Annotated in this window: 24 protein-coding genes; 15 read left to right on the plus strand and 9 right to left on the minus strand. The window is 40.3% G+C overall.

All coding sequences use genetic code 11. The annotated features are described in order from the left end of the window. Nucleotides 1-31 precede the first annotated feature (31 nt). The 6 genes from LPTSP_RS03075 to ispH form a co-directional block, all read right to left on the minus strand. Nucleotides 32-2,143 carry a chemotaxis protein CheA gene (locus LPTSP_RS03075; RefSeq protein WP_108927364.1) on the minus strand — a complete coding sequence of 704 codons (2,112 nt, stop codon included), beginning with the start codon at nt 2,141-2,143 and terminating at the stop codon, nt 32-34. Then, nucleotides 2,143-2,526 carry an STAS domain-containing protein gene (locus tag LPTSP_RS03080; RefSeq protein ID WP_108927365.1) on the minus strand — a complete coding sequence of 128 codons (384 nt, stop codon included), beginning with the start codon at nt 2,524-2,526 and terminating at the stop codon, nt 2,143-2,145. Before LPTSP_RS03080 ends, LPTSP_RS03075 begins: the two co-directional genes overlap by 1 nt. 13 nt (nt 2,527-2,539) lie before the next feature. Continuing rightward, nucleotides 2,540-2,902, minus strand: coding sequence for a response regulator (locus LPTSP_RS03085; RefSeq protein ID WP_108927366.1), 363 nt, complete (start codon nt 2,900-2,902; stop codon nt 2,540-2,542). Between the two features lie 19 nt (nt 2,903-2,921). Continuing rightward, nucleotides 2,922-4,193 (minus strand): ATP-binding response regulator, encoded by a 1,272-nt coding sequence (locus tag LPTSP_RS03090; protein WP_108927367.1) that lies wholly within the window; start codon nt 4,191-4,193, stop codon nt 2,922-2,924. Next, nucleotides 4,186-6,264, minus strand: a complete 2,079-nt coding sequence (locus LPTSP_RS03095) for a PAS domain-containing sensor histidine kinase (RefSeq protein ID WP_108927368.1) — start codon at nt 6,262-6,264, stop codon at nt 4,186-4,188. The genes LPTSP_RS03090 and LPTSP_RS03095 overlap by 8 nt, the downstream gene beginning before the upstream one ends. 131 nt (nt 6,265-6,395) lie before the next feature. Continuing rightward, nucleotides 6,396-7,334: a 4-hydroxy-3-methylbut-2-enyl diphosphate reductase gene (gene ispH, locus LPTSP_RS03100; protein ID WP_108927369.1), complete on the minus strand. Its 939-nt coding sequence runs from the start codon at nt 7,332-7,334 to the stop codon at nt 6,396-6,398. Between the two features lie 245 nt (nt 7,335-7,579). On the opposite strand from ispH, the gene LPTSP_RS03105 reads away from it, so the two are divergent. Then, nucleotides 7,580-8,428, plus strand: a complete 849-nt coding sequence (locus LPTSP_RS03105; protein ID WP_010515586.1) for a flagellin N-terminal helical domain-containing protein — start codon at nt 7,580-7,582, stop codon at nt 8,426-8,428. A 348-nt stretch (nt 8,429-8,776) separates the two neighbouring features. Next, complete coding sequence (locus LPTSP_RS03110; RefSeq protein WP_108927370.1) at nt 8,777-10,408, plus strand: ArnT family glycosyltransferase; 1,632 nt, start codon at nt 8,777-8,779, stop codon at nt 10,406-10,408. 122 nt (nt 10,409-10,530) lie between these two features. On the opposite strand, the gene LPTSP_RS03115 is transcribed toward LPTSP_RS03110, so the two are convergent. Beyond that, complete coding sequence (locus LPTSP_RS03115; protein ID WP_245915449.1) at nt 10,531-11,601, minus strand: glycosyltransferase family 2 protein; 1,071 nt, start codon at nt 11,599-11,601, stop codon at nt 10,531-10,533. Nucleotides 11,602-11,736: 135 nt separating this feature from the next. Between LPTSP_RS03115 and LPTSP_RS03120 the strand changes: the two genes are divergently transcribed. The 8 genes from LPTSP_RS03120 to LPTSP_RS03155 all read left to right on the plus strand — a co-directional run bounded on the left by LPTSP_RS03120 (nt 11,737) and on the right by LPTSP_RS03155 (nt 20,238). Further along, on the plus strand, nt 11,737-12,822 hold the full coding sequence (locus tag LPTSP_RS03120; RefSeq protein ID WP_108927371.1) for a CehA/McbA family metallohydrolase domain-containing protein: 1,086 nt from the start codon (nt 11,737-11,739) through the stop codon (nt 12,820-12,822). A 48-nt stretch (nt 12,823-12,870) separates the two neighbouring features. Next, entirely contained in the window at nt 12,871-13,290 is a 420-nt protein-coding gene (locus tag LPTSP_RS03125; protein ID WP_108927372.1) for a hypothetical protein, read from the plus strand. A 35-nt stretch (nt 13,291-13,325) separates the two neighbouring features. Next, nucleotides 13,326-14,696, plus strand: a complete 1,371-nt coding sequence (locus tag LPTSP_RS03130) for a TolC family protein (RefSeq protein ID WP_108927373.1) — start codon at nt 13,326-13,328, stop codon at nt 14,694-14,696. Nucleotides 14,697-14,706: 10 nt separating this feature from the next. Beyond that, nucleotides 14,707-15,156 (plus strand): LIC13259/LIC11441 family protein, encoded by a 450-nt coding sequence (locus tag LPTSP_RS03135; protein ID WP_108927374.1) that lies wholly within the window; start codon nt 14,707-14,709, stop codon nt 15,154-15,156. Then, nucleotides 15,143-16,234, plus strand: a complete 1,092-nt coding sequence (locus tag LPTSP_RS03140) for a heavy metal-binding domain-containing protein (protein WP_108927375.1) — start codon at nt 15,143-15,145, stop codon at nt 16,232-16,234. The genes LPTSP_RS03135 and LPTSP_RS03140 overlap by 14 nt, the downstream gene beginning before the upstream one ends. 10 nt (nt 16,235-16,244) lie before the next feature. Next, on the plus strand, nt 16,245-19,547 hold the full coding sequence (locus LPTSP_RS03145) for an efflux RND transporter permease subunit (RefSeq protein WP_108927477.1): 3,303 nt from the start codon (nt 16,245-16,247) through the stop codon (nt 19,545-19,547). Between the two features lie 3 nt (nt 19,548-19,550). Then, complete coding sequence (gene bufA2 / locus LPTSP_RS03150; RefSeq protein ID WP_108927376.1) at nt 19,551-19,814, plus strand: BufA2 family periplasmic bufferin-type metallophore; 264 nt, start codon at nt 19,551-19,553, stop codon at nt 19,812-19,814. Nucleotides 19,815-19,929: 115 nt separating this feature from the next. Further along, entirely contained in the window at nt 19,930-20,238 is a 309-nt protein-coding gene (locus LPTSP_RS03155) for an LIC_10421 family protein (RefSeq protein WP_108927377.1), read from the plus strand. A 78-nt stretch (nt 20,239-20,316) separates the two neighbouring features. Here the strand turns inward: LPTSP_RS03155 and LPTSP_RS03160 are convergent, their stop codons facing one another. Further along, nucleotides 20,317-21,168 (minus strand): flagellin N-terminal helical domain-containing protein, encoded by an 852-nt coding sequence (locus tag LPTSP_RS03160; protein WP_108927378.1) that lies wholly within the window; start codon nt 21,166-21,168, stop codon nt 20,317-20,319. 309 nt (nt 21,169-21,477) lie between these two features. On the opposite strand from LPTSP_RS03160, the gene LPTSP_RS03170 reads away from it, so the two are divergent. The 3 genes from LPTSP_RS03170 to LPTSP_RS03180 are packed head-to-tail and all read left to right on the plus strand — an operon-like array spanning nt 21,478 to nt 24,550. Next, nucleotides 21,478-22,035: a cob(I)yrinic acid a,c-diamide adenosyltransferase gene (locus LPTSP_RS03170; RefSeq protein WP_108927380.1), complete on the plus strand. Its 558-nt coding sequence runs from the start codon at nt 21,478-21,480 to the stop codon at nt 22,033-22,035. Next, on the plus strand, nt 22,008-23,300 hold the full coding sequence (locus LPTSP_RS03175) for a peptide MFS transporter (protein WP_108927381.1): 1,293 nt from the start codon (nt 22,008-22,010) through the stop codon (nt 23,298-23,300). The genes LPTSP_RS03170 and LPTSP_RS03175 overlap by 28 nt, the downstream gene beginning before the upstream one ends. Further along, nucleotides 23,297-24,550 carry a C40 family peptidase gene (locus tag LPTSP_RS03180; RefSeq protein WP_108927382.1) on the plus strand — a complete coding sequence of 418 codons (1,254 nt, stop codon included), beginning with the start codon at nt 23,297-23,299 and terminating at the stop codon, nt 24,548-24,550. Before LPTSP_RS03175 ends, LPTSP_RS03180 begins: the two co-directional genes overlap by 4 nt. Before the next feature lie 3 nt (nt 24,551-24,553). Here LPTSP_RS03180 and LPTSP_RS03185 read toward each other — a convergent pair whose 3' ends face one another. Then, nucleotides 24,554-25,168 (minus strand): LON peptidase substrate-binding domain-containing protein, encoded by a 615-nt coding sequence (locus tag LPTSP_RS03185; RefSeq protein WP_108927383.1) that lies wholly within the window; start codon nt 25,166-25,168, stop codon nt 24,554-24,556. Between the two features lie 62 nt (nt 25,169-25,230). On the opposite strand from LPTSP_RS03185, the gene rfaE1 reads away from it, so the two are divergent. Together rfaE1 and rfaE2 are read left to right on the plus strand one after the other, a co-directional pair. Next, entirely contained in the window at nt 25,231-26,241 is a 1,011-nt protein-coding gene (gene rfaE1, locus LPTSP_RS03190; protein ID WP_167396399.1) for a D-glycero-beta-D-manno-heptose-7-phosphate kinase, read from the plus strand. Continuing rightward, nucleotides 26,238-26,732: a D-glycero-beta-D-manno-heptose 1-phosphate adenylyltransferase gene (gene rfaE2 / locus LPTSP_RS03195; RefSeq protein WP_108927385.1), complete on the plus strand. Its 495-nt coding sequence runs from the start codon at nt 26,238-26,240 to the stop codon at nt 26,730-26,732. The genes rfaE1 and rfaE2 overlap by 4 nt, the downstream gene beginning before the upstream one ends. Nucleotides 26,733-26,781: the final 49 nt, after the last annotated feature.

Genomic DNA, 26,781 nt, shown 5'->3' on the forward strand with positions numbered 1-26,781 from the left:
ATTAATTATTTCCTTCATCATCGCAATTTGCTCAATGTGCGAATGTTCTATCTCTCAAATTAGTTCTTTGGATTTTTAAAAGGGAATGAAGACCAGGCACATCCAGGATGAACGCGATTTTTCCAGTCCCTAAAACGGAAGTTCCGCTAATACATTGGATCCCTTTAAAAATTTCATTCAGAGGTTTGATTACTGATTGGATCTCACCTAGTAGATCATTGACTAAGATCCCGAAATTTCTGCCGTCGTGCTCTAGAACAAGAACGTTCTTTCTTCCTTCATCTGGATCGGGGAGCCCTAAAAATCTACCCAAATGTAGAATAGGCAGAACTTCTCCTCTTAAGTTAATAGAACCTGCAATTTCATCCGGAAGAAGTTGGAGTTCCGACTCCATGGTTTCTCTTACCCAATCCATAGGTACTACAAAATAAGAATCACAGGATCTGACTAGGAATCCATCTATGATTGCAAGTGTAAGTGGAAGACGAATGGAGAATACACAACCTTTTCCGAATTCGGATTGTACATTCACAGATCCTCTTAAGGATTCGATATTGCGAAGTACGACATCCATTCCTACTCCTCTCCCAGAAAGACTTGTGATGGACTCCGCTGTGGAAAATCCAGGCTGAAAAATTAGATTAAATATTTCTTGTTCGTTTAATACTTGGGCAGGATCTATCAGTCCTTTTTCAATAGCCTTTTGTCTGATCTTTTCGTGATTGATCCCTTTTCCGTCGTCGGAGATCTCAATGGAAATACTCCCCGTAGAATGAGAAGCTTGTATTTTTAATTTTCCTCTTTGTGATTTCCCAAGATTTGCTCTTTCTTGGCTAGGTTCTATTCCATGATCTAAAGCATTTCTTAATATGTGAACGATCGGATCGTTTATCTTTTCGATTACCGATCTATCCAGTTCTGTCTCTCCGCCTAAAATCTCAAAATCCACTTCCTTTCCAAGTTCTAGGGAAATGTCTCTCACCGTTCTTCTGTACTTTTCAAAAAGTTCTCCGATCGGGACCATTCGAAGGGCCATCGCAGTTTCTCGGATCTCTCCTACAAGTCTGGATAATAATTCAGCGGATTCGTTTAAGTCCGAATCTTCCTTCTCCGCTAGTAAACGACCTAGGCTTGCTTCTGAGATAATCAATTCACCTACAAGATTTACCAATTGATCCACTTTTGCGGAATCTATACGGATGAGCTTAGGAACGATCTGAGTAGTTTGTAATTTATCGCCTTCCGTCTTTTTGGAAGAAGTTTGTTCTTTAGAAGTTTCAGAAGAATGTGTAGAAATTGGAGTTTGGAAGCGGAGCCCTTGTAAATCCAACGCCTTATAATATTCTTCTTTTTCACAAGGGATCTCGTTTGCGATCGTATGAAATATTTCTTCGGAAGAATTTGGAGGAACAATTCTCAAAAAAGAAGAGTCCTTTACGAAAGAAAAAACAGATTCAAGATCTTTCCTCTCTATCCCTGACTTAAGTTGGACCTCGTAACCTAGATAACAATTTTCTGAATCCCAGCTACTCAAATCCGGAAGTTTTGTTTTATATACGTATAAGTTTTTGATCTCTCCGATGGTTCTTAGATATTTTAAGAAGGAGAATGGATCCATTCCGTCCTTAAAGATATTTTCCCCAGGAAAGAATGTGATCTGCCAGTCTGAGTTAACCATTCCTTCTTTTTCCGACCTATTTTGATCGAGATCACTCGCGGAATTTTTAATCTCTTTTTTGACAGAGGTGTTGGTGTTGCCGGTAAATTCTTTAGCTTCTTTCAGAATTTTTGTCTGTTCCGCTTCTAACTGCGGAGCCAGATTCTTGCCGGGGAGTGGGTCTCCTACAATTCGTTTTAAATGATCGATTGCTCTTAATAAAAAGTCTATTTTAGAAGGATCCAAATCAGTCTTACCCGATCTGGCCAGATCGAGTAGGGTTTCCAGCTCATGCGAACATTCTTCGATGGACTCATATCCGAACATCCCTGCGGTTCCTTTTACGGTATGAACGGACCGGAACATAGAATGAATTGCTTCTTCGTCGAATTCACCTTTTTCCATCCGTAAAAGATATAATTCGGCTCCGGATAATAATTCCAGAGATTCTTGTATGAATGCTTCTTTGATCTCTGAAAGATCCATTATACCTTCTCCAATCCGTAAGCAAATTTAAAGGAAGTAGAATCTTTTTTTGAGACCCGGATACGGTCTTGAAAATATCCGATCAGACCGTATAGATCATAAAATTCTAATAAACAATTTGGATGATTTAATATAGCAAGATCCCAGGATCTATCTATGGAATTTTTTTTGAGTAAAATTAATGACTGAACAAAACTAGAGTCCACCTTTTCCAAAGAGGATGTATCTATTTCTATCCTAATCGGATCTTTATCCAGAAGTGCTTGCAATTTTGACTTCCAATCCAATGCGTAATAGATAGAAGCCTCTCCAGAAAGATCCAAATGAAAGATCGGTCTGGAATTTTTTTGGCCGAGTTCAGATACTTTTACTTCCAACGACATAAACTTTTCCCGGTTATACGAGTAAAACCTGTATTGTTTTCAAAAGTTCTTCCGGAGAAAAAGGTTTCGTAAGCCAAGCTTTTGCTCCGGCTTTTAAACCTTCGTTTTTGAGTTCATCTTGGGATTCAGTGGTCAACATGATGATTGGAACAAATTTATGGTTCGAATCTTCTTTGATCGCCTTCACGAAAGAGATACCGTTCATATTCGGCATATTCATATCGCTAACCACCAGATCCACTTTACCTTCTCTCAATTTCTCCAAACCCTGCAGTCCGTCTTCCGCTTCCACTACGGAAAAAGAAGCCTGAGAAAGATGAAGGGTAAGTATCTTTCTGAATACGGCTGAATCATCCACGATTAAGATTTTTTTCATATTCTCCTTCTTGTCATTCTCATTGAATGGGTAATAATAATTCGCTCATCACACAAAGACGCACATGTTCTCCAGTATGGTCTTTTGCATTATGAATAAAGAATAAACCATTATGCTTTCTAAGGATTTGGTCCACGGCGGTAAGTCCTAAACCCAGACCGAATCTTTCTAGATGGGACACACTTTCTACGGGGGGATGAATTCGGAAGAACGGTTGTAGAACTAGATTTTCGTGTTTTTCATCTACGCCTCCATAAGGTCGTTCATCTACGATATTCTTCACCACGACGCAGAAATAACCTTGGTTGATGCTAGTGAATATTTCTAAGGAAGTTTTCGGGGCACAGTATTTGTACGCGTTTAAGACCACTTCTTCCAAAGCTTGGAGAAAAAGATCGAGTTCAATATCAAGATCTACTTCCTTTTTCAAAACGGGCAGGGCCAGCCTAAGTCCTTTCTTTTCCAGATAAGGTAGGATAAACTCGCTTGCTTGTTTGATCCTTTCTACTAGTTCCGATGCCTTGATCTTATTCTTTTCTAGATTCCGATTAATGATCTCCAATAGCTGGGTCAGACCTTTCAGTAAATTTTTGGTGATCTCCTGATTTTCTAACACCAGGTTCATCATATTTTTATTAATTATGTAATTATCCCCATCTTCCTTCATTTCAGTCTTGATCATATCTAAAAGACTGATGATAGCTCCAATCCCGGAACCTTGGGATAGGGAAGTCTGTAAAGAATGTATGGAAGATTTCTCCCAGGATTCGTCTCCTGCTTTCCTTCTGGTTTCCTTATAGGTCAACCATTCCAACTGATTTCTGAGTTTTAGACTTTCTGCTTCTAAGATCGCAGCTTCGCTTGCTTTTAAGAAACGATAATCCACAGCCTTATTTAGAGCCTTATGGAATTGATCGGGAAGAATCGGCTTGATTATATAATCGAATACTCCTAGTTTCATTACCTCGATCACTGTGTCGGTCGAATCGAGTGCCGTTTGGACTAGCACGGTTGCATCCGGTTGGAATTCCTTCAATCTCTGGATGAAAGTGGGACCGTCCATCACTGGCATCATAAGATCCACTATGTAGAAAGAATATTTATTGGCCTTGGCCATCTCCAATGCTTCTTCTCCGTTAGAAGCAGACTGGTATTGGATCCCGAACTCATCACAAAGAGCCTCAAGCATAAGAGTATTCTCTAATTTATCCTCAACTAGTAGTATAGGATCTCGGACTACACTCTTTCTTTCCTGTTTATTTTTGATTACGGAACTCGTAGAGTTACTCATGGATTTGGTCCGCCAATTCTTCTAATATTAATTTTAGTTCGTCCAAGGATATGGGTTGGGAGAGAACGAAATCGAAATTCTCCTTGGAATATTTTTTTTCAAATTCTTGGGTTTCTTCGGGGAGGATCAGTATTGTTTTCCAAATTTCTGATATTCTTTCCTTTAATGTAGAATTTGAATCTTGGAATAGAACTATCTTCTTATCTTTTGTAATTTCCTTGAATAGCAACGGTTGGTTTTGTTTTTTAAAGAAATGAGTAAGTAGATCTGCGTTTTTCTGGTCGGATAATTCTAATTGAATAAAGCAGAAGTTTTTAAGTTTATCAGGATAAACTCCTGCAAAATTTTTTCGGGGCTTTAATTGTTTAGGAGTTTGTTCATATCTCGGAAGATTCAGATAAAAAGTTGTTCCGATACCTTGTTGACTTTTGACCCTGATGCTTCCTCCATGAGCCTCCACTAGTTTTTGAACGATAGAAAGCCCAAGACCGGTTCCTTCCGTATCTCTTGATTTGGAATTTCTGACCTGATAGAATGCGTCGAAAATTTTTTTCTGTTCCGAGTCCGAAATACCGATCCCAGTATCTGTGATCTCCACCACCCAATCCTTTCCTTCTTTATGGGTAGAAAGATAAATAGAACCTTGCTCGGCAGTAAATTTGACTGCGTTCCCTACCAGATTCAAAAATATCTGTCGAATCCGTTTAGGATCTCCCCAGATCATGAAAGTAAGTTCTTCTGGATCGTCCCAGACCAAATGAATATGTTTTCTTAAGAGTTCAGGTTCTAAAAATTCTACTACTTGCTCCAATTCCTTTCTAAAATCCATTTCAGAAAAATAGAAGGAAGACTTTCCTGCAGTGAGTTTAGAAAGTTCGAGTATATCATTAATTAAACCTAATAGATGTAGTCCAGATTTGTGGATCAAGTCCAAGTATCTTTTATCGTTCGAGCTTTCGTCTTCTATCTTGATCAGTTTAGAAAGCCCGATGATCGCATTCAGAGGAGTGCGAAGTTCGTGGCTCATATTTGCGAGAAAATCGCTCTTTGCTGTGCTTGCTGCTTCCGCCTTTTCTTTTTGGACGGAAAGTTCTTTCGTTCTTTTAATTACTGTTTCTTCTAAGTTTTCTTTATGAAGTTTCAATTCCTCTAATATTGATTTTCTTTCCAAATAAAACCCGATCAGATCTACGAATGTGCGGAATGTAAATTGTTCTTCCGGACCGGATTCATGTCGGAAGAATTCCATTCCCAAAAATCCGAACCAATCCCCTGACATTCGGATCGGAAAAAGAAAAATTGTATCCGTTCTTCTTCCTTGGAAAAACGATCTTTCCACTCCAGAGAGATCGGAGGTATTGAACTCTACAATATCGTTCCTAAGAAGAAATGGTTTCCATCTTGCAAATTTAGTAGCGAGTGAAATTTCAGGATGAGTTTCTGCTAGAGTCGCACTCGAATAGGGGCTTTTTATCTCCGCTTGTAACGCTAATACGTCAGGGTTTGCGGTTTTCTTGTATAGATAGATCCTTTCTGCTTCTACCAATACCAAAAAATGTTCGATCGCTCTTTCGATCGTAAAACTTTCGTGGGTCGTATTTAATAAAATCTGAGAAGCTGCAGAAAGCCCCATTTCGGACCTAAGTCTTTTTGCCGTTAGTTCTTCTCTTTGGATCTTTTCACTGATATCTCTTTGGATAGATAATAAATTTATAATATTTCCGTTCTGATCTTTGACGGGAGAAACCTTCCATTCGGAATAATATTCGGTTCCGTCTTTTTTATAGTTAACTGTGGAAGAAGAGTAGGAATCACCACGCAATAGACAATTTTTAAGATTTTGTAATATTCTTCTGTCCGTTTGCTTACCGAACAAAATTTTAGGGGAGCCCCCGATCAACTCTTCGGCTCTGTAGCCTGTCAGCTCACAAAATGCAGGATTTACAAAAACAATAGAAGGTCCGTTCTCGTTTAGAACTGCGTCTGTAACGAGAATTGCGTCCGAAGTTTGGGAAACGATAATTTGAAAAAGTCCGGTTTCTGTGTCGAACTGCAGATATTCCCCGACCATATAGGCCAGAAAATTTAAACGAAAATAAACTTAATTCAACAACTTTAGAGGAAAATTACATAAAAATGACTTATTTTGACGCAAGTTAGCGATTTTGGACATCTTTGAGACATAATTAAATGTCGAAGTGACTACATCAAAAGATTTGCGGGCAATTTGAAACTCATAGAATCCTCCCTCGAACCTGGGAAAAGATCGAGAACCGCTTCCGGATAGAATTGTATAAGCTTGGAGATGATCTCATCCACTAGAATCTGAGGAGTGGAAGCCCCCGCGGTGATCCCGAGGATCTTGATCTCAGAATTAGCTATATAATCTTTATTTAATTCTTCTAAGGAGCTGACTTTGAAAGAGGAAGGTTTGGATTTTTGAGCCAATTGTAGAAGTCTAAGTGAATTGGAGCTATTATCCGCTCCGATCACCATCATCGCATCTATACTTTCCATCATGGAAGATACAGCTTCCTGTCTTTCAGTAGTTGCGTAACATATATCGTCTTTGGCAGGATGCTCCACGCTTGGGAATAATTCGGCGATCTTCTCCACTACCAATTTTGTGTCAGCCACTGATAAAGTAGTCTGCATCAGATAGGTGATCGGCTTGCTTATATCCAGTTTTCCTACCAAATTTTGGACATCTTCGGGGGATTCTACTAAGAACATTTGAGCTTCTCCAGTAGTTCCTATTGCCTCATCATGTCCCTGGTGACCTATATAGATGATTTGATGAGAGTCTTTGTATCTGCGCGCTTTTCTGTGAACTCTGGTAACTAGAGGGCAGGTAGCATCCCCAATCTTCATGTTCCTGCGTTTTGCTTCTTCGACCACTTCGGGAGAAACTCCATGAGCGGAAAAGACAACAGTGGCACCGTCCGGGGCCTCGTTCAGTTCGTTGATGAATTTAATGCCTCTCTTTCTCATATCTTCCACGACTCTTCGGTTGTGGACGATCTCTTTCCGGACATAGATCTGTTCCTCGGAACTGGATTGTACCTGTTCCACGTAGGAAATTGCGTATTTGACTCCGGCACAGAAACCGCGAGGATTCGCGAGATAGATTTTTTCAAGCATCTACTTTCAAACTGATCGGACTGGCTAAGGAGGCAAGCATTTTCGCGACCGGAACCTGCGCCGGAGGCTCAAAAGCGACATATGTGCATATAGAAGGAAGGGATCTTTTATCCTTATTCGGGAGAAAAAAGTATCTCTTCCAATTCCGGAATCCTCCCGATTTTCAAGGGGAAGAGGTCAAGGAAGACCTCTAGGAAAATCAAACTCTCCTCTTTGGAGGAGATTCGGATTCAAGGAGGAACCGAATGATTATTAACCACAATATCAGTGCCATCTTCGCTCACAGAACTTTAAAGTTCAATAGCGAAAGCATGAACAAAGACATTGAAAAACTGTCTTCCGGTATGCGTATCAACCGCGCAGGTGACGACGCTTCCGGTTTGGCCGTGTCTGAAAAAATGAGGACTCAGGTTGGAGGTTTACGCAGGGCGGAACAAAACACTGAAGACGGTATGTCTTTGATCCAAACAGCGGAAGGGTATCTGCAAGAGACTCATGAAGTTGTTCAAAGGATCCGCGTGCTTGCAGTGCAAGCTGCGAACGGTATCTACACCGAAGAAGACCGTCAACAAATACAAGTAGAAGTATCTCAGTTGGTCGACGAGATCGACAGGATAGCTTCTCAGGCCGAGTTCAACAAAATGAAACTCCTTACTGGAGCTTTCGCTCGTTTGAATCCGACCGCAAGTATGTGGTTCCACATGGGTGCTAACATGCACCAAAGAGAAAGAGTGTATATTGAAACGATGAACACTGCGGCTCTGGGATTAAGAAACCCGACCGTTCTGACTTTCATCTCTCTTTCTACGGCGGGAAAAGCGAACTCCGTAATCGGTCTTGCTGACGATGCTCTTAGATTAATTTCTAAACAAAGAGCTGACTTAGGAGCTTATTACAACCGTCTGGAACATGCTGCTAAGGGTTTGATGAACGCTTACGAGAATATCCAAGCGGCTGAATCAAGAATTCGTGATACTGATATGGCTGAGCAGATGACCAGCTTTACCAGATATCAGATCCTGACTCAGGCTGCTACTGCGATGCTCGCTCAGGCGAACATGAAACCTCAAACCGTGCTCCAGCTATTGAAGTAATTCAATAGCTAACCTGCCGGTTTGACTTAAGTAGTATTCCGGCAGGGGAGCTGGCTTTAAGCTAATGTTGGTTCTTTCGACGGGACCACGGATTTATATTATTATAAATCGCCGTACGACTCTGAAGCCTAACTTCTCGTAAGCGAAAGTTAGGCTTTTTTTTCTCTTCAATACCAAACTGCTTTATAATCAGCACCTACCGTCAGCAAATTTTGTACCGAACGAAAATTTATCCTAATTGTAACCTAAACTTACGACCAAGACCTCGGTTTTAGAATGCGGGGAAGAAGCGATTTATCTTTTTGGAATGTAGAAGTGAGAAACTTCCAAAGGATGATTCCATTCTAGATGAGAAACTGGCTTTTACCCGCAACAATTCTTATTTATATTATCTTTTTACTTTTCGGTTTGGGAAGTTTTCCTCTTATAGATTGGGACGAGAACATTTACGGTGCGGCATCCAAGTCCATGTTGGAAACGGGTGAATATTTCAGGATCCAAGTCAACGGACAGGGATTCAGTGAAAAACCTCCTTTTTACTTTTGGTTCGCAAATCTATTTTATAAAGTTTTAGGTCTTTCCGAATTTTCCACCAGGCTTCCTTCCGTTTTCAGTGGGATTCTTTCCTTTTTGATCTTAGTGCAATTCGGAACGTTTCTGCATTCTAAAAAATTTGGATATGTTTGGGCTTTTCTATATTCTTCTTCTCTCTTGCCGCTTGTACTTTCTAGAACTGCTTATATAGATCATCTATTCAATACATTCATTTTGGTATCTGTTCTTTCTTTCTATGTTTACGAAACAAAGGAGAAAGAGGACTTTCGCGTCAGGGTAGCATGGATCTTGTCGGCAGCCTTCTTTGGCGGAATTGCTGTTTTAACGAAAGGCCCTTTAGGTTTAGCTATCCCTTTTTTTATTTTTGGAGTAAATCGTCTCTTAGATAAAAACTTTAAGATCCGGATTCTTGACTTCATACTGTTTGGGATCGTTTTGATCTCTGTATTGAGTTTTTATTATCTCACAAACTTTATCTCATATGGAAATGAATTCTTAGTCCAGTTTTTCGATTTTCAGAAAAAACTTCTAACCAAGTCTTTAGAATCTCATACCGGTCCTTGGTTCTATCATTTTATTGTAATGTTTATTGGATTTTTTCCTTGGACGGTATTCCTATTCCCAAGTGTTAAAAACTGGAGAACCTTTGCTGACCCTAAAATTTATAGGATTTCTCGTTACTTTCTCGTATGGTTCGGGATAATAATGCTCATCTTTTCGATCGTCCAAACCAAACTACCTCATTATTCTTCTTCTATCTACTTTCCTTTATCCTTCTTTATATCATACTTGATCTTAGAGAAACCGGAGACTTTGAGATCAAATTTTTTCTCGTTCTCCTTTTTAGGGCTCGGTTTGGTTGTGGGGCTTATATTTTTATTTCTTCCTCTGATTTTAGACTATTCTAACTCTGCTATCGGAACCGGGAAGGAACAACTACCTTCTTTTTCAATCTGGGATTCTGTATCCGGATTGATCCTTATGATTGGAATTCTGATCGGATTTGTAGGACTACAAATCTTCAAAAATGGAAAAGAAGAAGGAAAGGATCTTTTTCTGGTTTCGACCTGGATTTCTACGTTGATCTTTATAGGAGTTCTATCTTTTACGATCACTCCTAAGATCATTTCCTTTTTACAAGACGGAAATCTTCGACTTTATGATAAAGCGGAGAAGTCGGGAAATGAGATCGTATATTATAAATACCTTTCCTTCTATCCTATGTTTTATAGAGAAAAGAAAATACACATGATAGGAAGTTATAAATTCAAAGACGAAATCTCCCTCTTGGATTCAAAAGAGAAACTTTCTATCATCTGTAATCGTAACAGCGAACTAGAATTGATCTTAATGCATCCACAAAGAAGTTTTCAGGAAGTTTCTTCTGAAAATGGGATCGTTCTCCTTGATTCCTCGCCAAAGTAGTGGAAGAAGGAACGCGGATTCTAAATTCAGAACCCAAATTCAATCTTGAAACCGGAACCCAGAATCTACATTCCGCCCTTCCAAGCGCAAAATCTAAGTTGCGAAATTCGGATTTTTCTGATTTAGAGTTGTAAGCTCTCGCCCACGGGCCTCTCCCCACCACCCAAGCTCAGGGTGGGGGTTGTCTTTGAAAAATTCCGGAACGGAGATTCCGTTCCGAATCGGAGCAGTCTCAATTCAAAATTTGCTCTCTGGATTTTGGAAACTGTATGTAGAACGAGCCCGATCGCAATTTGGATCCAAGAAAACAACATTAGTCCAGTCGCAAGTACGGCTAAAGGAACATGATACACATATTTGTACCGGATATAATCCAATACCGGAGGCGTTCCCGCAACTAAGGATAAAAGCCCAGAGACAACGGAAAAAAATCCGAAGAAATGCATCGGTTTGTAATCTTTAAATATCCATAATATATTCTTCACTACTTTGTATCCGTCTCGGATCGTATTCAATTTAGAAAAACTTCCAGCAGGTCTGTCTTTGTAGGGAACAGAGATCTCTTCTAATCGAAACCTTTTGTCCAAGGCATGTAAGGTCATTTCTATTTCTATCTCGAAACCGGAAGTTAAAATTGGATAGTTTTTTACGAATCTACGAGAGAATACTCGATAGCCGCTCATCGGGTCTTTAAGTTTCGTTCCGAAAAGAAAATTGATCAACATGAGAACAAGTTTATTTCCAGTAGAATGGAACCTTCTTTTATTCTCTCTTCCATAATCTCCCTTGCTCAGGCGATCTCCTACAAGCATATCCAGATCTTTCTCTTTTAAGGTTTGGATCATAGAATGTATTTTAGAAGCAGGGTAGGTCAGATCCGCATCGCACATGATATAAATTTCTGCATCAACCTTTGTGAATGCAGTTCGAATCGCATTCGCCTTCCCTTGTCTTGGCTCAAAGATCACTTCTCCCAAGATAGAATGTTCCGTTAAGATATTTTTAGAGATCACAGAGGTACTGTCTTTGGAATTATTATCTACGATCACAAAAAATGCATTCGGGATCTCTTTGTAGAATTCCAGAATTGTTTTTTCTATAGTAAGCTCTTCATTATATGCAGGAAGGACCAATACAAGCGGGAAGGGTTTCATTATAAAATAGAGTTCGTCCAAGTAAGAGTGAAGAATCATCCAGAAATCGGTTCTTCTCTGTTACAGATCCATGAATCCGAGACATTTCGAATTTTAAATCGTATACAAGTTGTAATATTTTAAATGCAGAATTCTAGTTTTCGGTTAGAGCCTTGCTTTTGTACTAGGACTAGAATGAAAAGAAGTAGATTATTCTTCTTAGTTTCTAGCTTCCTCGGGATCCTTGTACTCGGAAATCTGTTCACCTGGGCGTTTTTCAGAGCGGATACATTTAGATCCTCGGTTGATTGGGAAAAATATTCCAATCCTTATAAAAGAAAAACCAAACTCAAACTCCAGAAGACAGGAATTCATCTACATACAAACCGAACTTGGTTTACTCCTGGCAGGAATTCTCCGGAAGAGATTGAGACAGTCTATGCCGCAAATGGTTATAAAATTTTAGGCTTCACCGATTATGAAAGGATCACGAATACTGATTCTCCCAAGCTAACCCAGCTCAAAGGATACGAATGGGGAACCAATCTTAGAAAAAGACACTTAAGTGTTTTAGGCTTAGTAGAAGCGAGCTATGATCTATTTCCTTTCTACGCAGATCCAGAAAATCTGCAATGGGTCATTGACAAGTTCCAATCAAAAAAAGGATTCGTAGTGATCAATCATCCTCTCTTGAATGAATCCTTTCCGTTAAAACTTCTCTCTCAATTGAAAGAATACGATGCATTAGAAGTGATGAGTCCTTTCGGGGACATTCCTAAATTTTGGGACAAGTTATTAAGCGAGAAACATCCTTCTTTCTGCATGGCATCGGACGATCTACATTACCTTCCAAGAGATGAATACTTGAGAGTCAGAACCTCTGGAATCCCAAATTGGCGGGACCTAAGTTCGGAAATTTACAAGCAAGAAGGTGAATCTTTGATGAGATATCTTCTTGTAAACACCGACAGTCTGGAGGAAGAAGAAGTTCTTCATTCCTTAAAAGAAGGGAATTATCTTTGTGTCCGCAAAATGGAAAGAAGTTTAGAAGAACCTAAATTAGGACATTTAGGGTTAAATTCGGAAAATGAGATCCATTTCGATTTCGAAGACACCCCGATCAGTGTGGATTTTATCGGTCAAAATTCGGAAATTCTATCCCATACTTCTTACCAAAACAAGGGTTCTTATAGGTTGAAGCCTACGGATCTGTATGTGAGGGTACAGGTAGTTTATCCGACAGCAATTATTCTGAGCAATCCATTCTTTCAAAAGCCATAGATTTTTCTTGACTTTTGGACAATTTATAGAGTCAGATAAAGAAAGGTAATGGGCTTAGGATCTAAAAAGGCAATTGGCTATGTATTAGCGATCGGATTTCTTCTCCAAATCGCATGCGTTTCCGTTTATAGCCTGACCGGAAATTGTCCGGTTAGCATGTCCTATCTCGAAAAACAAAAAGAGACTTCCCAAACTCCCCCCTGTCATAAATCCGAAAAATCGGAACAAAAGAGCGATTCCTCTTCCAATGAATGTTGTCCTAAAGAGAATAGCGTCGCTTCCTTGGATCTTTCTAAATTTTTGGATTGGGAAAAATTGGGATTACATAAAGTCCTGATCTTTTTGTTTATTTCCGAACTGAATTCTTCTCAAATCGTATTAGAGAACGTCATTTTGGACGATTCTTATATTCCGATCCCCTCATCTCACTCTCTTAGCTTAAGCACACTCCAAGTATTCCTGATCTGATCCATATTTTCTCTCTTTAATTTTTAGGAGGAAATATGAACGCAAGACTCATTGTCTTAATATCAATTTATACATTATTTTCATCCGCAACGTACGCGGAAAAAAAGCATCTGGAAGAGATATTGGATGTTATAGTAAAAGAACATCCTGAATCCAAGTCTTTAGCTGGACTCTCCCAGGCACATAAATCCCATTCCGAGGCAACCGGTATATTACCGGATCCTAAAATAGGAGTGGCATTCAGAAATTACCCTACCCGAGGAGGATACTCCACCTCGGACAGAGCATTGGATACACCAACGATGACTGGGGTAGAATTATCCGTGTCCCAAGAGTTTCCCTTTCCCGGAAAACTCAGCACTGAAAAAAGGATCTCCAAACTCATGCAGACTGAAGCAAACTTTGCCTATATTTCCGGAGTGAACCGGATCTTGGGGGATTTTTTCAGTCGATTGAATAAATATAAATATTCAGAAAAGAAGAAGGCAATCAACGAAAGAATATTAACTCTTTTGGGCGCCCAAAAGTCCATTAGCGAAAACTCATATTCTTACGGAGAGAATACTCTGTCCGGCGTATTAAAAGCCACGATTGCGAAAACGGAAGCGGTCGAAAAAGAAACAGAATATAATACTCAATTGAAAGATTTGAAATCTCAGCTCGAGTATTATCAGATCTCCGACAAAATTACCTTCTCCGATCTATATTCTATTGATGTGGATTCTTTCTTAGAAAACAAAAACGAAGAATTGGAAACATTAGTTACCGCACAAACTTCTTTGATAGAGGATTCTCCAGAATATAAGATACAAATGGAAGAAGAGAAACGTTTAAAGGAACAGGCTAAACTTACTAAGTATTCCCTGGCACCTCAAACTGAAGTTTTTTTCTCTTATATGAAACGTAGGTCCCAAACTTTCGCTTTGGACCAAGGCCCTTTAAATTACGGAATTATGGACACCACGGAATATAGAGGAGATCTTTTCAGTTTCGGAGTGAATATGAGAGTCCCGGTTTGGTCCGCTCTCAAATGGAATTCCATCACGGGAGAAACGGAACATCTTGCAGAAGTAGGAAAAGACTCTGTAGAAAAAACGAGAGTGCAAATGCTTTCCGAACTGAATCGGAATCTGGCTTATATCAAAGGTGTATCCAACCAGATACGTTTGGTAGAAAAAAGACTGATCCCAGAATTGGAAAAATCAGTCCGAGCAGGTTCCTTCCAATACACTTCAGGAAAAGTGAATGTTCAGGATACACTCCTTGCCCAAACGGAGATCTTAAATACCAAAATCCGTTTGGAAGATCTAAAAGAGCGTAAAAACGAATCTATTTTGAATACATTAAAACTCCTAAGTTTTATCTATAAAGACAACAAAACTCCGGAACACGATAAACATAACTAAGGATAAACCGATGAAGAATTTACATTACCTATTTTTAATTTTCCTTCTAACTATTGGAAACTTATTAGCTCATGAAGGAAAAGAAACATTCGTTTTGAGAGAAGTTGCGAAGATCCATTCTTCTATCTATTCAGAAACTTCTGGAAACTTGGATGTACAAAGACTGGTACAGCTTTTGAAAGAAAATGCAGATCACAAGAAGGACACTGAAAAATTTAAAAAGGCTCTTCCCATTGCAGAAGAGCTAGGTAAAACTATGGATCTTTCTAAAAAGAGAGAATTATTCGAACGTTTATCCAAAGAATTGGAATCGATCGTAGGCCATCACGATAAATCTGAAGTCTCCGTTTTTTATTGTCCTATGCTCAAAAAGAAATGGCTGGCATCCGGAAAAGAGATCCGAAACCCATACGATTCCAAAATGAAAAACTGCGGAGAGATCGTTCATGAAGCCAAATAATTTTCTCTTTCCTTCATCCATCGGATGGATCGGAAAAATTTTGGCCATTCTAGTTTTTGTGGCCTTGCTAACGGATTGTTCTTCTAAAAAAGACATCTACTATTGTCCGATGCATCCTCATTATACTTCGGATCGTCCCGGAACCTGTCCTATCTGCAATATGGATTTGGTCAAAAAGGAAGATCCTTCCGAACATAAGGATCATACTAGTGCAAGCAGTCCTTTACGAGAAGCAGCTTCTGCAGGTATGGGAGATGAGCATTCTTCTCATCTATCCGAAACTGCTTCAGAAAAGAATCCCCAAGAATTGGTCCTTTCATTTGAAAAACAACAATCTATCGGGATTAAAACGGAGTTAGTGAGTAGGAGGAATCTAGTCAAAAAGATCAGCGCTTATTCAAGTGTTGCTTACGATCCTGAACTGTATTCCGCTTTGAGTGAATATAAGGAAGCGGTTCGTTCTTCTGAGTTTCTTTCTCCAGAGGTCATTCGAAATCTGCAATTAAGGCTTAGGCAATTGGGTTTAAGTCTAGACCAGATTAGAGTTTGGACTTCCGGAGCAAGAGATCCATCCGAGTTGATCTTAGGAGGAAGATCTGGTAGAGCCCATATCTATTCCCAGATTTACGAATCTGATTTTACTACAGCTAAAGTAGGACTTCCTATCAAATTCAAAACGGATGTATATCCAGGCAAGGAATTCATAGGAAGGATCAAAAGTATAGATGTGATCTTGGATAAGAATAATCGCACACTTAGATTGAGGAGCGAGGTTTCTGATCCGAACCAACTCTTAAAGCCCCAAATGTTCGGAGATGCAATGATAGAAGTTTCTCTTCCAAAGATACTGTCCGTTCCGACTTCCGCAATTTTGGATACTGGAAAACAAAAGATCGCTTATGTGCAAACTGCGCCAGATAGATTCCAAGCGGTTTCGGTCCAAACAGGGAAAAATATAGACTCTTGGGTGGAAATTTTATCCGGCGTCCAAGAAAACCAAAGAGTTGTGACTGAGTCTACCTTCCTGATAGATTCGGAAGCAAAGATCAGATTCGGCTCAGATTCTCATGCACATTAAGGAACCGAATATGATCCAGTCTATCATTCGCTTTTCCGCAGAAAATAAGTTTCTAGTTCTTCTGGTTACTTTAGCAATCTTGGTCGCATCTTACGTATCCATGAAGACCATTCCTTTGGATGCAATCCCGGACCTTTCGGATACTCAGGTAATTGTGTATTCTCGTTGGGACAGAAGTCCGGATATCATGGAGGACCAGGTCACTTACCCGATCATCACTTCGCTTTTAGGTGCACCTAAGATCAAGGTGGTTCGAGGATTTTCAGATTTCGGTTTTTCTTACGTATATGTAATCTTCCAAGATGGAACAGATATCTATTGGGCTAGGTCCAGGGTTTTAGAATATCTATCTAGGATACAATCTTCACTTCCTGCTGGTGTAAAAACTGAATTGGGTCCAGATGCAAGCGCTGTCGGTTGGGTGTACCAATACGCATTGATAGACCAAACTGGAAACAATTCCTTGGTTGATCTAAGAACTTATCAGGATTTCCAGCTAAGATACTTATTAAATTCCGTTCCGGGAGTATCCGAAGTAGCAGGAATTGGCGGATTCAAAAAACAATATCAGATCACAATCCATCCGAACGCATTAAGGTCTTATAATGTGGATTTTGAGACCGTAATTCAAAAGGTCCGAGAAAGTAACCAGGAAACCGGAGGACGTCTTCTGGAAATTTCCGGTGCTGAATATATGGTAAGAGGAAGAGGATATCTTTCTTCTTTGGCTGATATAGAAAACATCCCACTCTCCACAGATGCAAACGGAACTCCGGTGCTTTTGAAAAACGTTGCCTCTGTCCAATTCGGACCAGATATTCGGAGAGGTGTCGTGGATCTTGATGGAGAAGGGGACGTGGTCGCAGGCACTATTGTAATGCGCCATGGAGAAAATGCTCTCTCTGTCATAGAAAGAGTGAAAACCAAATTAGAAGAAATCAAAAAGAATCTTCCAAAAGGTGCAGAACTCATAACCACTTACGACAGATCAGAACTGATTGAACATGCAATCAGCAATTTGAAATTCAAATTGATCGAAGAGATGATCATTGTCTCTATTGTGATCCTTATCTTTTTATGGCATTTTCCTTCCGCCATTATCCCAATTCTTACGATCCCAATTTCAGTGATTATCGCATTCATTCCAATGAATCTATTCGATATTAATGCGAATATCATGTCTTTGGCAGGTATGGCGATCTCGATTGGGGTGCTCGTCGATGGGGCAATTGTAGAAGTAGAGAATGCTTACAAAAAATTGGAAGAATGGGAAGCAGGAGGAAGGATTGGAGACTACCATGCGGTACGCTTAGAAGCGCTACTCGAAGTAGGACCTTCCGTTTTCTTCTCTTTACTTGTGATCGCAGTGGCCTTCTTTCCTATCTTCACACTTGTGGACCAAGAGGGGAGATTGTTTCGTCCATTAGCATATTCTAAAAATATAGCAATGGCAGTAGCTGCATTCTTGGCGATCACCTTGGATCCGGCAGTCAGGATGTTATTCACTAGAATGGAGCCTTTCCAATTCAAGAATGCACTTCTCTCTAAGATTGCGACTACGATGTTAGTCGGAAAATATTATCCGGAAGAAAAACATCCTGTCAGTAAAATACTATTTAGGTATTACGAACCGGCGTGCCGTTATGTTCTTCACAGACCTAAAACGATCATTATATCCGCTTTCACTTTAGTGGTTCTGACTATTCCGGTTTATTTCAGTTTGGGTTCGGAATTTATGCCCCAACTTTATGAGGAATCTTTTCTATACATGCCAACCACCTTGCCTGGGATCTCGGTAGCAGAAGCAGAAAAACTCATGATCGCGATGGATAAAAAACTCAAAAGTTTTCCGGAAGTGAAACGTGTTTTCGGGAAAGCAGGACGTTCCGATACGGCAACAGATCCCGCACCGTTCTCCATGATGGAAACTGTGATCCTTCTTAAACCACAAAGTGAATGGAGAAAGGCGGATCGATTCTATTCAAATTTGCCTCGGATATTCCAATATCCATTTCTCCCTTTTGTATCGGAAAGACTGACCAAGGACGAGTTAGTCGAGAAGATGAACAAGGAGATGCAATTTCCGGGAGCCACCAATGCCTGGACCATGCCGATCAAAACAAGGATCGATATGCTTAGTACTGGAATGAGAACTCCGATTGGAATTAAGATCTTAGGTTCATCTCTGGAAGAAATAGAATCAATCGGAATAAAGATAGAAGCACTTCTTAAAACGGATAAAAATGTCCGAAGTGTATTTGCAGAAAGAACGGCAGGCGGGTATTTCCTAGATCTGAATTTAAGAAGGGAAAAATTAGCAAGATATAATATTTCGGTAGATACTGCACAACAGATCATAGTAGCCGCAATCGGAGGAGAGCCGATCACCCAAACCATCGAAGGAAGGGAACGATTTTCCGTAAATGTGCGTTATCCTAGAGAGTTGCGCGATTCATTGGAAAAGATCAAAACCATTTTGGTCCCTACAAAAGAATTCGGTCATATTCCAATTTCGGAAATTGCAAGTATCGGGGCAAAAACCGGTCCTTCTATGATCCGAGATGAGAATGGGTTTTTGGCCGGTTATGTGTATGTAGATCCATCTACCTCGGACATAGGCGGTTTTGTGGATAAAGCCAAGAAGAAGGTCTCAGATTCTATCATTCTTCCACCCGGTTATTCCATAGTATGGAGCGGTCAGTACGAGAATATGATAAGAGTCCGGGAAAGGATGATGTATATTCTTCCTTTAACGATCTTCATTATATTTTTGTTATTGTACTTCAATACCAAATCCTATATAAAAACATCGATCGTACTATTGGCAGTTCCTTTCTCTTTGATAGGTGCTGTTGGACTTTTGTATATTCTGGATTACCAGATCTCGGTTGCGGTTTGGGTAGGAATGATCGCACTCATGGGGCTAGATGCTGAGACAGGAGTGTTCATGCTTTTGTATCTGGATCTTTCCTACGAGGACGCAAAGAAAAAAGGAAAACTCCGTACTAAAGAAGATCTGATAGAAGCGATCATCCATGGAGCAGTGCATAGGATCCGACCTAAGATCATGACTGTGCTTGCGGCTATGATGGGACTACTTCCGATCATGTGGTCGGCTAGCACTGGTTCAGACGTAATGAAAAGGATCGCGGCTCCCATGGTAGGAGGGTTAGTGACCAGTTTTATTCTGGAACTTTTAGTATATCCTCCTATATACATGCTCTGGAAAGAAGGGAAACTGGAAAATATCCTTCCGATACTTTCTTCCACCAAGAAAAAAAAGAACGAAATCAATTTAAATAAGAAGGAATAAACTATGAACAACACTACTAAAAAACTGATCATCGGAGCAGCAATCTCCGGACTATTTCTGTCTGGCGAAGTATTTTCCGAAAAGCAGGATGCAGGTTCGGATAACACAAAAGGAGAATGTCACGGGGTTAATTCCTGCAAGGGAAAAAGTGACTGTCATACAAACGGAAATTCCTGCTCGGGGCAAAACTCCTGCAAAGGGAAGGGTTGGATCTCTTTAACGAAAAAGGAATGCGATGCAAAAAAAGGGACTTTTAAAAAATCTTAACCTTTGATAAAAATCATTTCGTATTTCATGGAATGTTAAGATAAATTCCAGCAATTTAATATTGACTGTAAGAACGACAGCCCATAAACTTAGCGGGCACATATTAGGAGTTAGTATGAAAAAAACGTTAGCAACCATTCTTTTTTCTCTTATTCTAGCAGGTAACACTTACGCATTTACCGAACTGGATAATCTACTGATCGCGGAAGCAACCACTCCGGATCTAAAAAAGATCGCAAAAGAGTATTTTAGCAAAAAAGCTAAAGACCATAAGGACTTGGCTGAAAAGTATAAATCCTTAGCTGGCCAGTCTCATGGAGGGAAGGCTACTGCAGATGCAGCAGAAAAGGAAAAGTATAAAAAGTTAGCAGACCATTGTGAAAAGGAAGCTGCTGCTTACAAAGCGCAAGCTGATAAATTCTAAACCAACGATTTACACTTTTTAATAAAAAACCCGTCCTCTCGGACGGGTCTCTTCGAATTTTCAGAAAATCTATTCTTTTTATCCGAATCTTTCGCTCAGAAGTTTTACCACCTGTTCCGGTCTCATGTTTGCTTGAGCAAGCATTGCGACTCCACTTTTGGTTAAGATCTGATTTTTCGTGTAGTCCACGATATGTTCAGCCATATCCGCGTCCCTTACTCGGCTTTCTGCGGAAACCATATTGATATAATTTGCCTGCAGACCTTCTGCTGTAATTTCCAAACGGTTATAATAAGCTCCTAAGTCGGATCTTTGTTTATTCACCTTTTGGATCGCGTTGTCCAGAATACCGATCATCGCATTGGAAGAAGCGGGAGTAGACAAAGTCTGCTTTTTCCCGTTAGTCTCCAATTGAAGAGCTCCCGCATTCATAGCATCCACGAAAATTTCCAGCTTCTCGTTTTGATTCGGTCCTACATGCAACTGGATCGGATTTTTAGACTCCTTAGAGTAGGCTCCGCTCAAAGGACGAATTTTGTTGAACTCGGCGGTTTTACCTAACCTGTCCACTTCTTCGATGAGTTGGTCTACTTCCAGTTGAACGAGTTTACGATCATCATCCGAGTAAATCCCGTTGGAAGTTTGGATGGATAATTCTCTCAATCTTTGGAGAATATTATTCACTTGTTCCAGATTCCCTTCGGTAACCTGGATAAAGGAAACTCCATCCATTACGTTTCTTTCTGCTTGAGCAAGACCACGGATCTGTGTGCGCATCCTTTCGGAAACGGCAAATCCTAAAGCGTCATCACCGGCACGATTGATCCTCATACCGGTTGATAATTTTTCTGTGGTTTTGTCCAGCTCGTGATTGACTGTCTTCAGTACATTATTTGCACGAAGAGCGCTGATGTTGTGATTGATAATCATCAACAACCTCCCTGTAGCTAGAGTTCGGATCCGTCCGAACCATTGGCCGGGCTTTTAGGAGGAGAGAGCCTCCCGGGCAACCCGGATATCCACTGCGAATTTCACTCCCTTTATGTATGTGGGGAGATTTTTTTACGATTTTTCCTAAAGACTAAAGTCACAATCGACGATAATCCAAAAGAGGGAAAATCTGCTCTCATTCTACCATTCACTTTAGCAGTTTCGCAACTTTTTTTCCAATAAAACTGCTTTTCTTGCGGGAATTTTCAGAAGTTTTTCGAATTCTGTCCCCTAAATTCAGGCCGAATCATGAAAATTTATACCAAAAAGGGAGATTCCGGAACCACATCCTTGGCTTCCGGGACTAGAGTCTCCAAATCAGATCCTAGGGTAGAATTGTACGGTACAGCAGATGAGTTGAACTCATGCCTAGGAGTAGCAATTTCTTTCCTAACGAAAGATTCTAAATTAAAAGACTCATTGGAGAGGATCCAAAATTTACTTTTTGAATTGGGATCCGAGCTCGCGGGGTATAAGAAGAAGGACGACTCTTCCTGTATCCTAGAAGGGGATATTTCCGAATTAGAAAAGGAGATAGATCTTTGGCAGGATTCACTTCTTCCCTTGAAAAATTTCATCCTACCAGGCGGTTCCTCTTCTTCTTCTTTTTTACATGTGGCCAGGACCTTAGCCAGAAGATTAGAAAGGGATCTTGTACGTTATAAGGAAGAAGGTCACGAGATCTTTGCGGAAAACTTAAGATTTCTAAACAGACTTTCTGATCATCTATTTGTAGCAGCAAGATACGCAAATTTCGAATCTAAAATCCCGGAACCAGAATGGAAATCCAGAGCCAAAGGCAAATAACTCATCCCAAAGGTTTGTATGTTCTCTTCTTCGTGGAAATGTGGGAGAGATTTTCTTTTTACGGAATGAGGGCGCTTCTAGTCCTATTCCTTACTAAAGAACTCTTAATGCAAGATGCTCAAGCGGGTAGAATATATGGATTTTATAATGGATTCGTGTATCTGACCCCGATTCTAGGAGGTTTACTTGCGGACCGATTCTTAGGATACAAACGTTCTATATTTTTAGGTGGAACGCTTATGATGTTCGGTCATCTTTCATTGGCGTTTAATGGCCTTTGGACTTTCTATTTAGGCCTAGGACTTTTAATCGCAGGAAACGGTTTTTTTAAACCATGTATCTCCACTGTTGTAGGAAGAATTTACGAATTAGAAGGTAAACCAGAACTGAAAGATTCAGGTTTTACAATATTCTATTTTGGGATCAACTTAGGAGCGATCCTTGGTACCTGGGCATGCGCAAATCTTGCGGAATACAAGGGTTGGCATTATGGATTCGGGATCGCAGCAGTAGGGATGCTCATTGGGCTCATCATCTTTGGATTTTTAGGAAGAAGAGTAAATCCTGAAGCATTCTTAGCGAATGGAAACAGATCTCTTTCCGATACGAAAGGGGAAGATCCGAAACAAGACAGAGAAAGGATTTTTGCCATTTTAGTTTTCTCTGCGGTTACGATCACATTCTGGGCTTCTTATGAGCAGATCGGTTCTTCCTTAAGCCTGATCATAGACAGATATGTGGATAGAAATATCTTAGGTTGGGAAATCCCAACAGCAAATTACCAATCTCTGAATCCTCTTTTTGTGGTGAGTTTGGCATTAGTCATTTCTTGGATCTGGAAAAAATTCGAAGAATCAGGAAGACATATTTCCACTGTGACTAAGTTCTGCTTAGGACTGATCGTTTTGGGATTAGGATACCTTCTTCTTTCCTTGGTAACTTTCGGATCTACTGAAAAGTTTTCATCTATTTGGATCATTCTATCCATTCTACTCTTAACGATTGGAGAATTATTCCTTTCACCTGTAGGTCTGTCCTTGGTTACAAAACTAGCTCCTGTAAAAGTTGCGTCTATGATGATGGGATTTTGGTTCTTGGCAAACTTCTTTGCTCATGTGCTTGCGGGAGAATTGACCAGATACATGGGAGGAAGAGAATCCTTGTCTGCGTTTTTTCTGATCTTCTTCTTTCTTCCTACAATCACCGCGATCGGTTTATTTTCTTTCCGTAAAAAACTAGAATCTTGGATGCATGGTGTAAAATGAGAGTTCGGATCTTAACAGTTAGTCTTCTTCTTTTATTCTCCGTTCCTTTATTTGCAGATCCTTTCGAGGACTTGCTTAAAAGCGATTGGGACAAGTCCCAAACACTTCTTATCAAAAACTCTGTTTTCCAAAAATTAGGACAAAGAGCTGGCAGCAAAGAAGTGCTGAAGATCACAAAAAATGTGATCCCTTGGGCGATCTTAGAAGGTGTAAGCCCTGAAAAAACCGCTGAACTCATAGTAAACTTAGACTTTGCAGTCAAAGAAGGACTCACATTCGAAGAAGCAGAAGATGCGATCCCGGTCGTTTCCAAAAGAGAATTGTCCAAAGAAGATTTCAGCTATATAGGTTTATACTTTAAGGAAACCAAAAAAGCAGGAATCAGGGAAGAAGTACGAAACCGTTTTGTAGAAGCCGCTATGGAAAAAAAATGGGATGGATTTTCGGTACTCGCAGGCGGAAGAGCACTCATCGCAGGAAAATTAGTAGATTTTCCGGAGAACCGTTTAGCCTCTAAAATTTTGGCCCAATTCCCGTCCAAAGGAAGAAGTATCCCTTTTGCAAAAATAGAAAGCTCTTTCAAATCTGTGCTCGATTCAAAGTTGGATGGAGCCTCAACTATTCTTCTTTCTAATTTAAAAAAATTGCATGAAGGGGAGAAGGTTAGCTCTCCTCAAAAATTCGCTTCTGCTCGTTCAGTAGAAACTTCTTTAGAGGAAGTAGGCGGGATCGTGATCGGGGATAGACCCAGAATCGAACCCTTACCGGATCCGCCTTTAGTTCCAAACTTACCTGAACCTGGGGAACCAACGGAACCGGACAAACCAAGTAAAGAAGGTTGGGAGACTTTATCTTCTTCTATCTTGCAAAAAGTTGCCAAGGAATGGGTAGGAACTCCTTATAAATGGGCGAATGCCGCTAAAACTGGAACCGACTGTTCTGGTTTTACTTTCAGAGTTTTGACAGACGGTCGTATCGGTGTTCCGGAAAAAATGGTATCTAGAGCGTCGAGTGCGCAAACTAAAATGGGGACTGGAGTTTCTCATAACGAAATGAGGTCCGGAGATTTGATCTTCTTCTCCGCTTCTCCCAATCAATCCAAGGTGACTCATGTGGGAATGGTATTAAATGGAGAAGAATTTGCACATGCTTCTTCTACTCGCGGAGTTGTGATCGATAAGATCCGGATGAAATGGTGGATTGATCGTTTCGTTCTCTCACGCAGAGTGTTTAAGAAAGTTGTGAATTAAGACCTATTCACCTAAATTCATCTCTTCTACAATGCCTACGAGTAGCTGGGCCTTGAGGATTTGATCCGTGCTGGAAAGGATCTCTTGTTTTTTCTGGAAATTGAAATTTAAGATAGAAGAGATAAAATCCACTGGGAAAGGATGAGACCAAAGATCGTTCATTCTTAAGATCAACTCTTCTTTAGCACCTTCTGAAAGTAGAATACGTTTTGTGAGATATAAGATCCGATCGAAGATCTCCACAAACAATTTGTCTTCTATGTATTTGGAATCTGCTTCTATTTTTTCTACCACTCCGATTCGAAAAGGTTCCATTGTATCGTAGGATTCCAATTTAGCGATCCCTTTGCCTTCGAGTAGAATATTGGATCTTCCGTCGGGGAGTGGGTCCCTACGAACGATTGTCCCCCAACCGAAAATGGTTTCAATTTCTGGCTGAGGATTTTTTAAATTGGAAGGATCCATTTTGATAGGTGCGATCGCCATTTCTTCTCCCGACTCGGAACAATAATCCAACATCATCCTATACCTAGGCTCGAAAATATGAAGAGGAAGAAATGTGCCTGGAAATAAGATGACTTCGGGAAGAGGAAAGATCGGAATTGTAGTTCTTGACACCTAGGATTTATCCTAACCTGTTGAAGTGAAAACGCAAATCAAATTGTAAGACCGGTTTAAAATTGTACTACTTAGATAAAAAGCGATATTTGGAAGCGGCTTCTAAACTAAAGACGACTAAAATTATAGTCATCGGAGATCTGATACTGGACGAGTATCTGATCGGAGAAGTAAATCGAATTTCTCCGGAGGCTCCTGTCCCTGTGGTCTGGGTCCGAAACGAAAAGACCACTTTGGGTGGTGCCGGGAATGTTGTAAAAAATCTTTCCCGTTTAGGTGTTCAATCTTTCGTGTTGGGCAGAGCAGGCAACGACCCTGCAGCTAAAACCTTGGATGATCTTCTTTCTACCGAAAATACTATCGCTTCTAAAAACACGATTATCCGTTCCGAAATAGTTCCTACCATTCTAAAAACCAGAGTGATTGCTGGACACCAACAAGTTTGCCGTATAGATAGAGAAGAAACATTTCCTCTTACAGATTCGGAAGAAAAACAACTCTTGGAAAGTTTTTCTAAGATCATCCAAGAAGCGGATGCAGTTGTTCTTTCCGATTATGATAAAGGAACTCTGACGGCAAGTCTCATCCGCAAAACAATCGATATCGCTGTACAACATAAAAAGATCGTAACAGTGGATCCTCAGGTTTCTCATTTTTTCCAATATGAAAAAGCGACCGTCATGACCCCAAATCATCATGAAGCGGGAAAGGCTCTCGGTAAAAAATTGGAAACAAACGCTGAGGTCGAGGAAGCAGCGGGGAAGATCGCAGAAAATCTAAATTCTCCTTCTATGATGATCACTCGGGGAGAAAAAGGAATGAGCCTTTATATTTCTTCCGAATCCAAGACCTATCATATTCCCACAGTCGCCAAAGAAGTTTTCGATGTAACCGGAGCAGGGGACACTGTGATCTCAGTTTATACTTCTTTTTTAGCGGCGGGTTTAGGAGAATTAGAGGCGGCAATCGTTTCCAATGCAGCTGCAGGTGTAGTAGTCGGAAAACTAGGTGCGGAAACAGTTTCTTTGGAAGAACTTTTGGAAGCGCTGGAAAAAAGAGGAAGTTTTCAGTGAAGTCTTCTTTCTCTTCTTGTATAGAGAAAATTATTCCTTTTACGGAAGTGAAGAATGTTTCGGAGAAGATTCGCTCTCACCAAAAGATCGTTTTTACAAACGGTGTATTCGATCTAGTTCATAAAGGCCATCTGACTTATCTTTCTCAGGCAAGGGATCTGGGAGACGTTCTTTGGGTAGGAATCAATTCTGATTCTTCTGTCAAAAGACTAAAAGGTCCGGAACGACCAGTAAATCCGGAAGAAGATCGGGCACTTCTTCTCTCCTGTCTTTCTTTCGTGGATTATATTAGCGTATTTTCCGAGGACACTCCTTTGGAACTGATTTCGCAGGTAGCACCTCATATTCACGTAAAAGGGGGAGATTATGATCTGGAAGCACTTCCAGAGACTCCTCTGGTTCGCAAATTAGGCGGAGAAGTGAAAATTCTACCCTTTGTTCCTGGATTTTCCAGCACGGATCTGATCCGCCGCATTCGTCAAAAACCCTAGATTTACTTCTCGATTCTGCGAAATTCCGAGTTGGATTTTCCGAGACTGA

Origin of the sequence: Leptospira johnsonii (assembly GCF_003112675.1) — a bacterium.
Classification (GTDB): Bacteria; Spirochaetota; Leptospiria; order Leptospirales; family Leptospiraceae; genus Leptospira_B; species Leptospira_B johnsonii.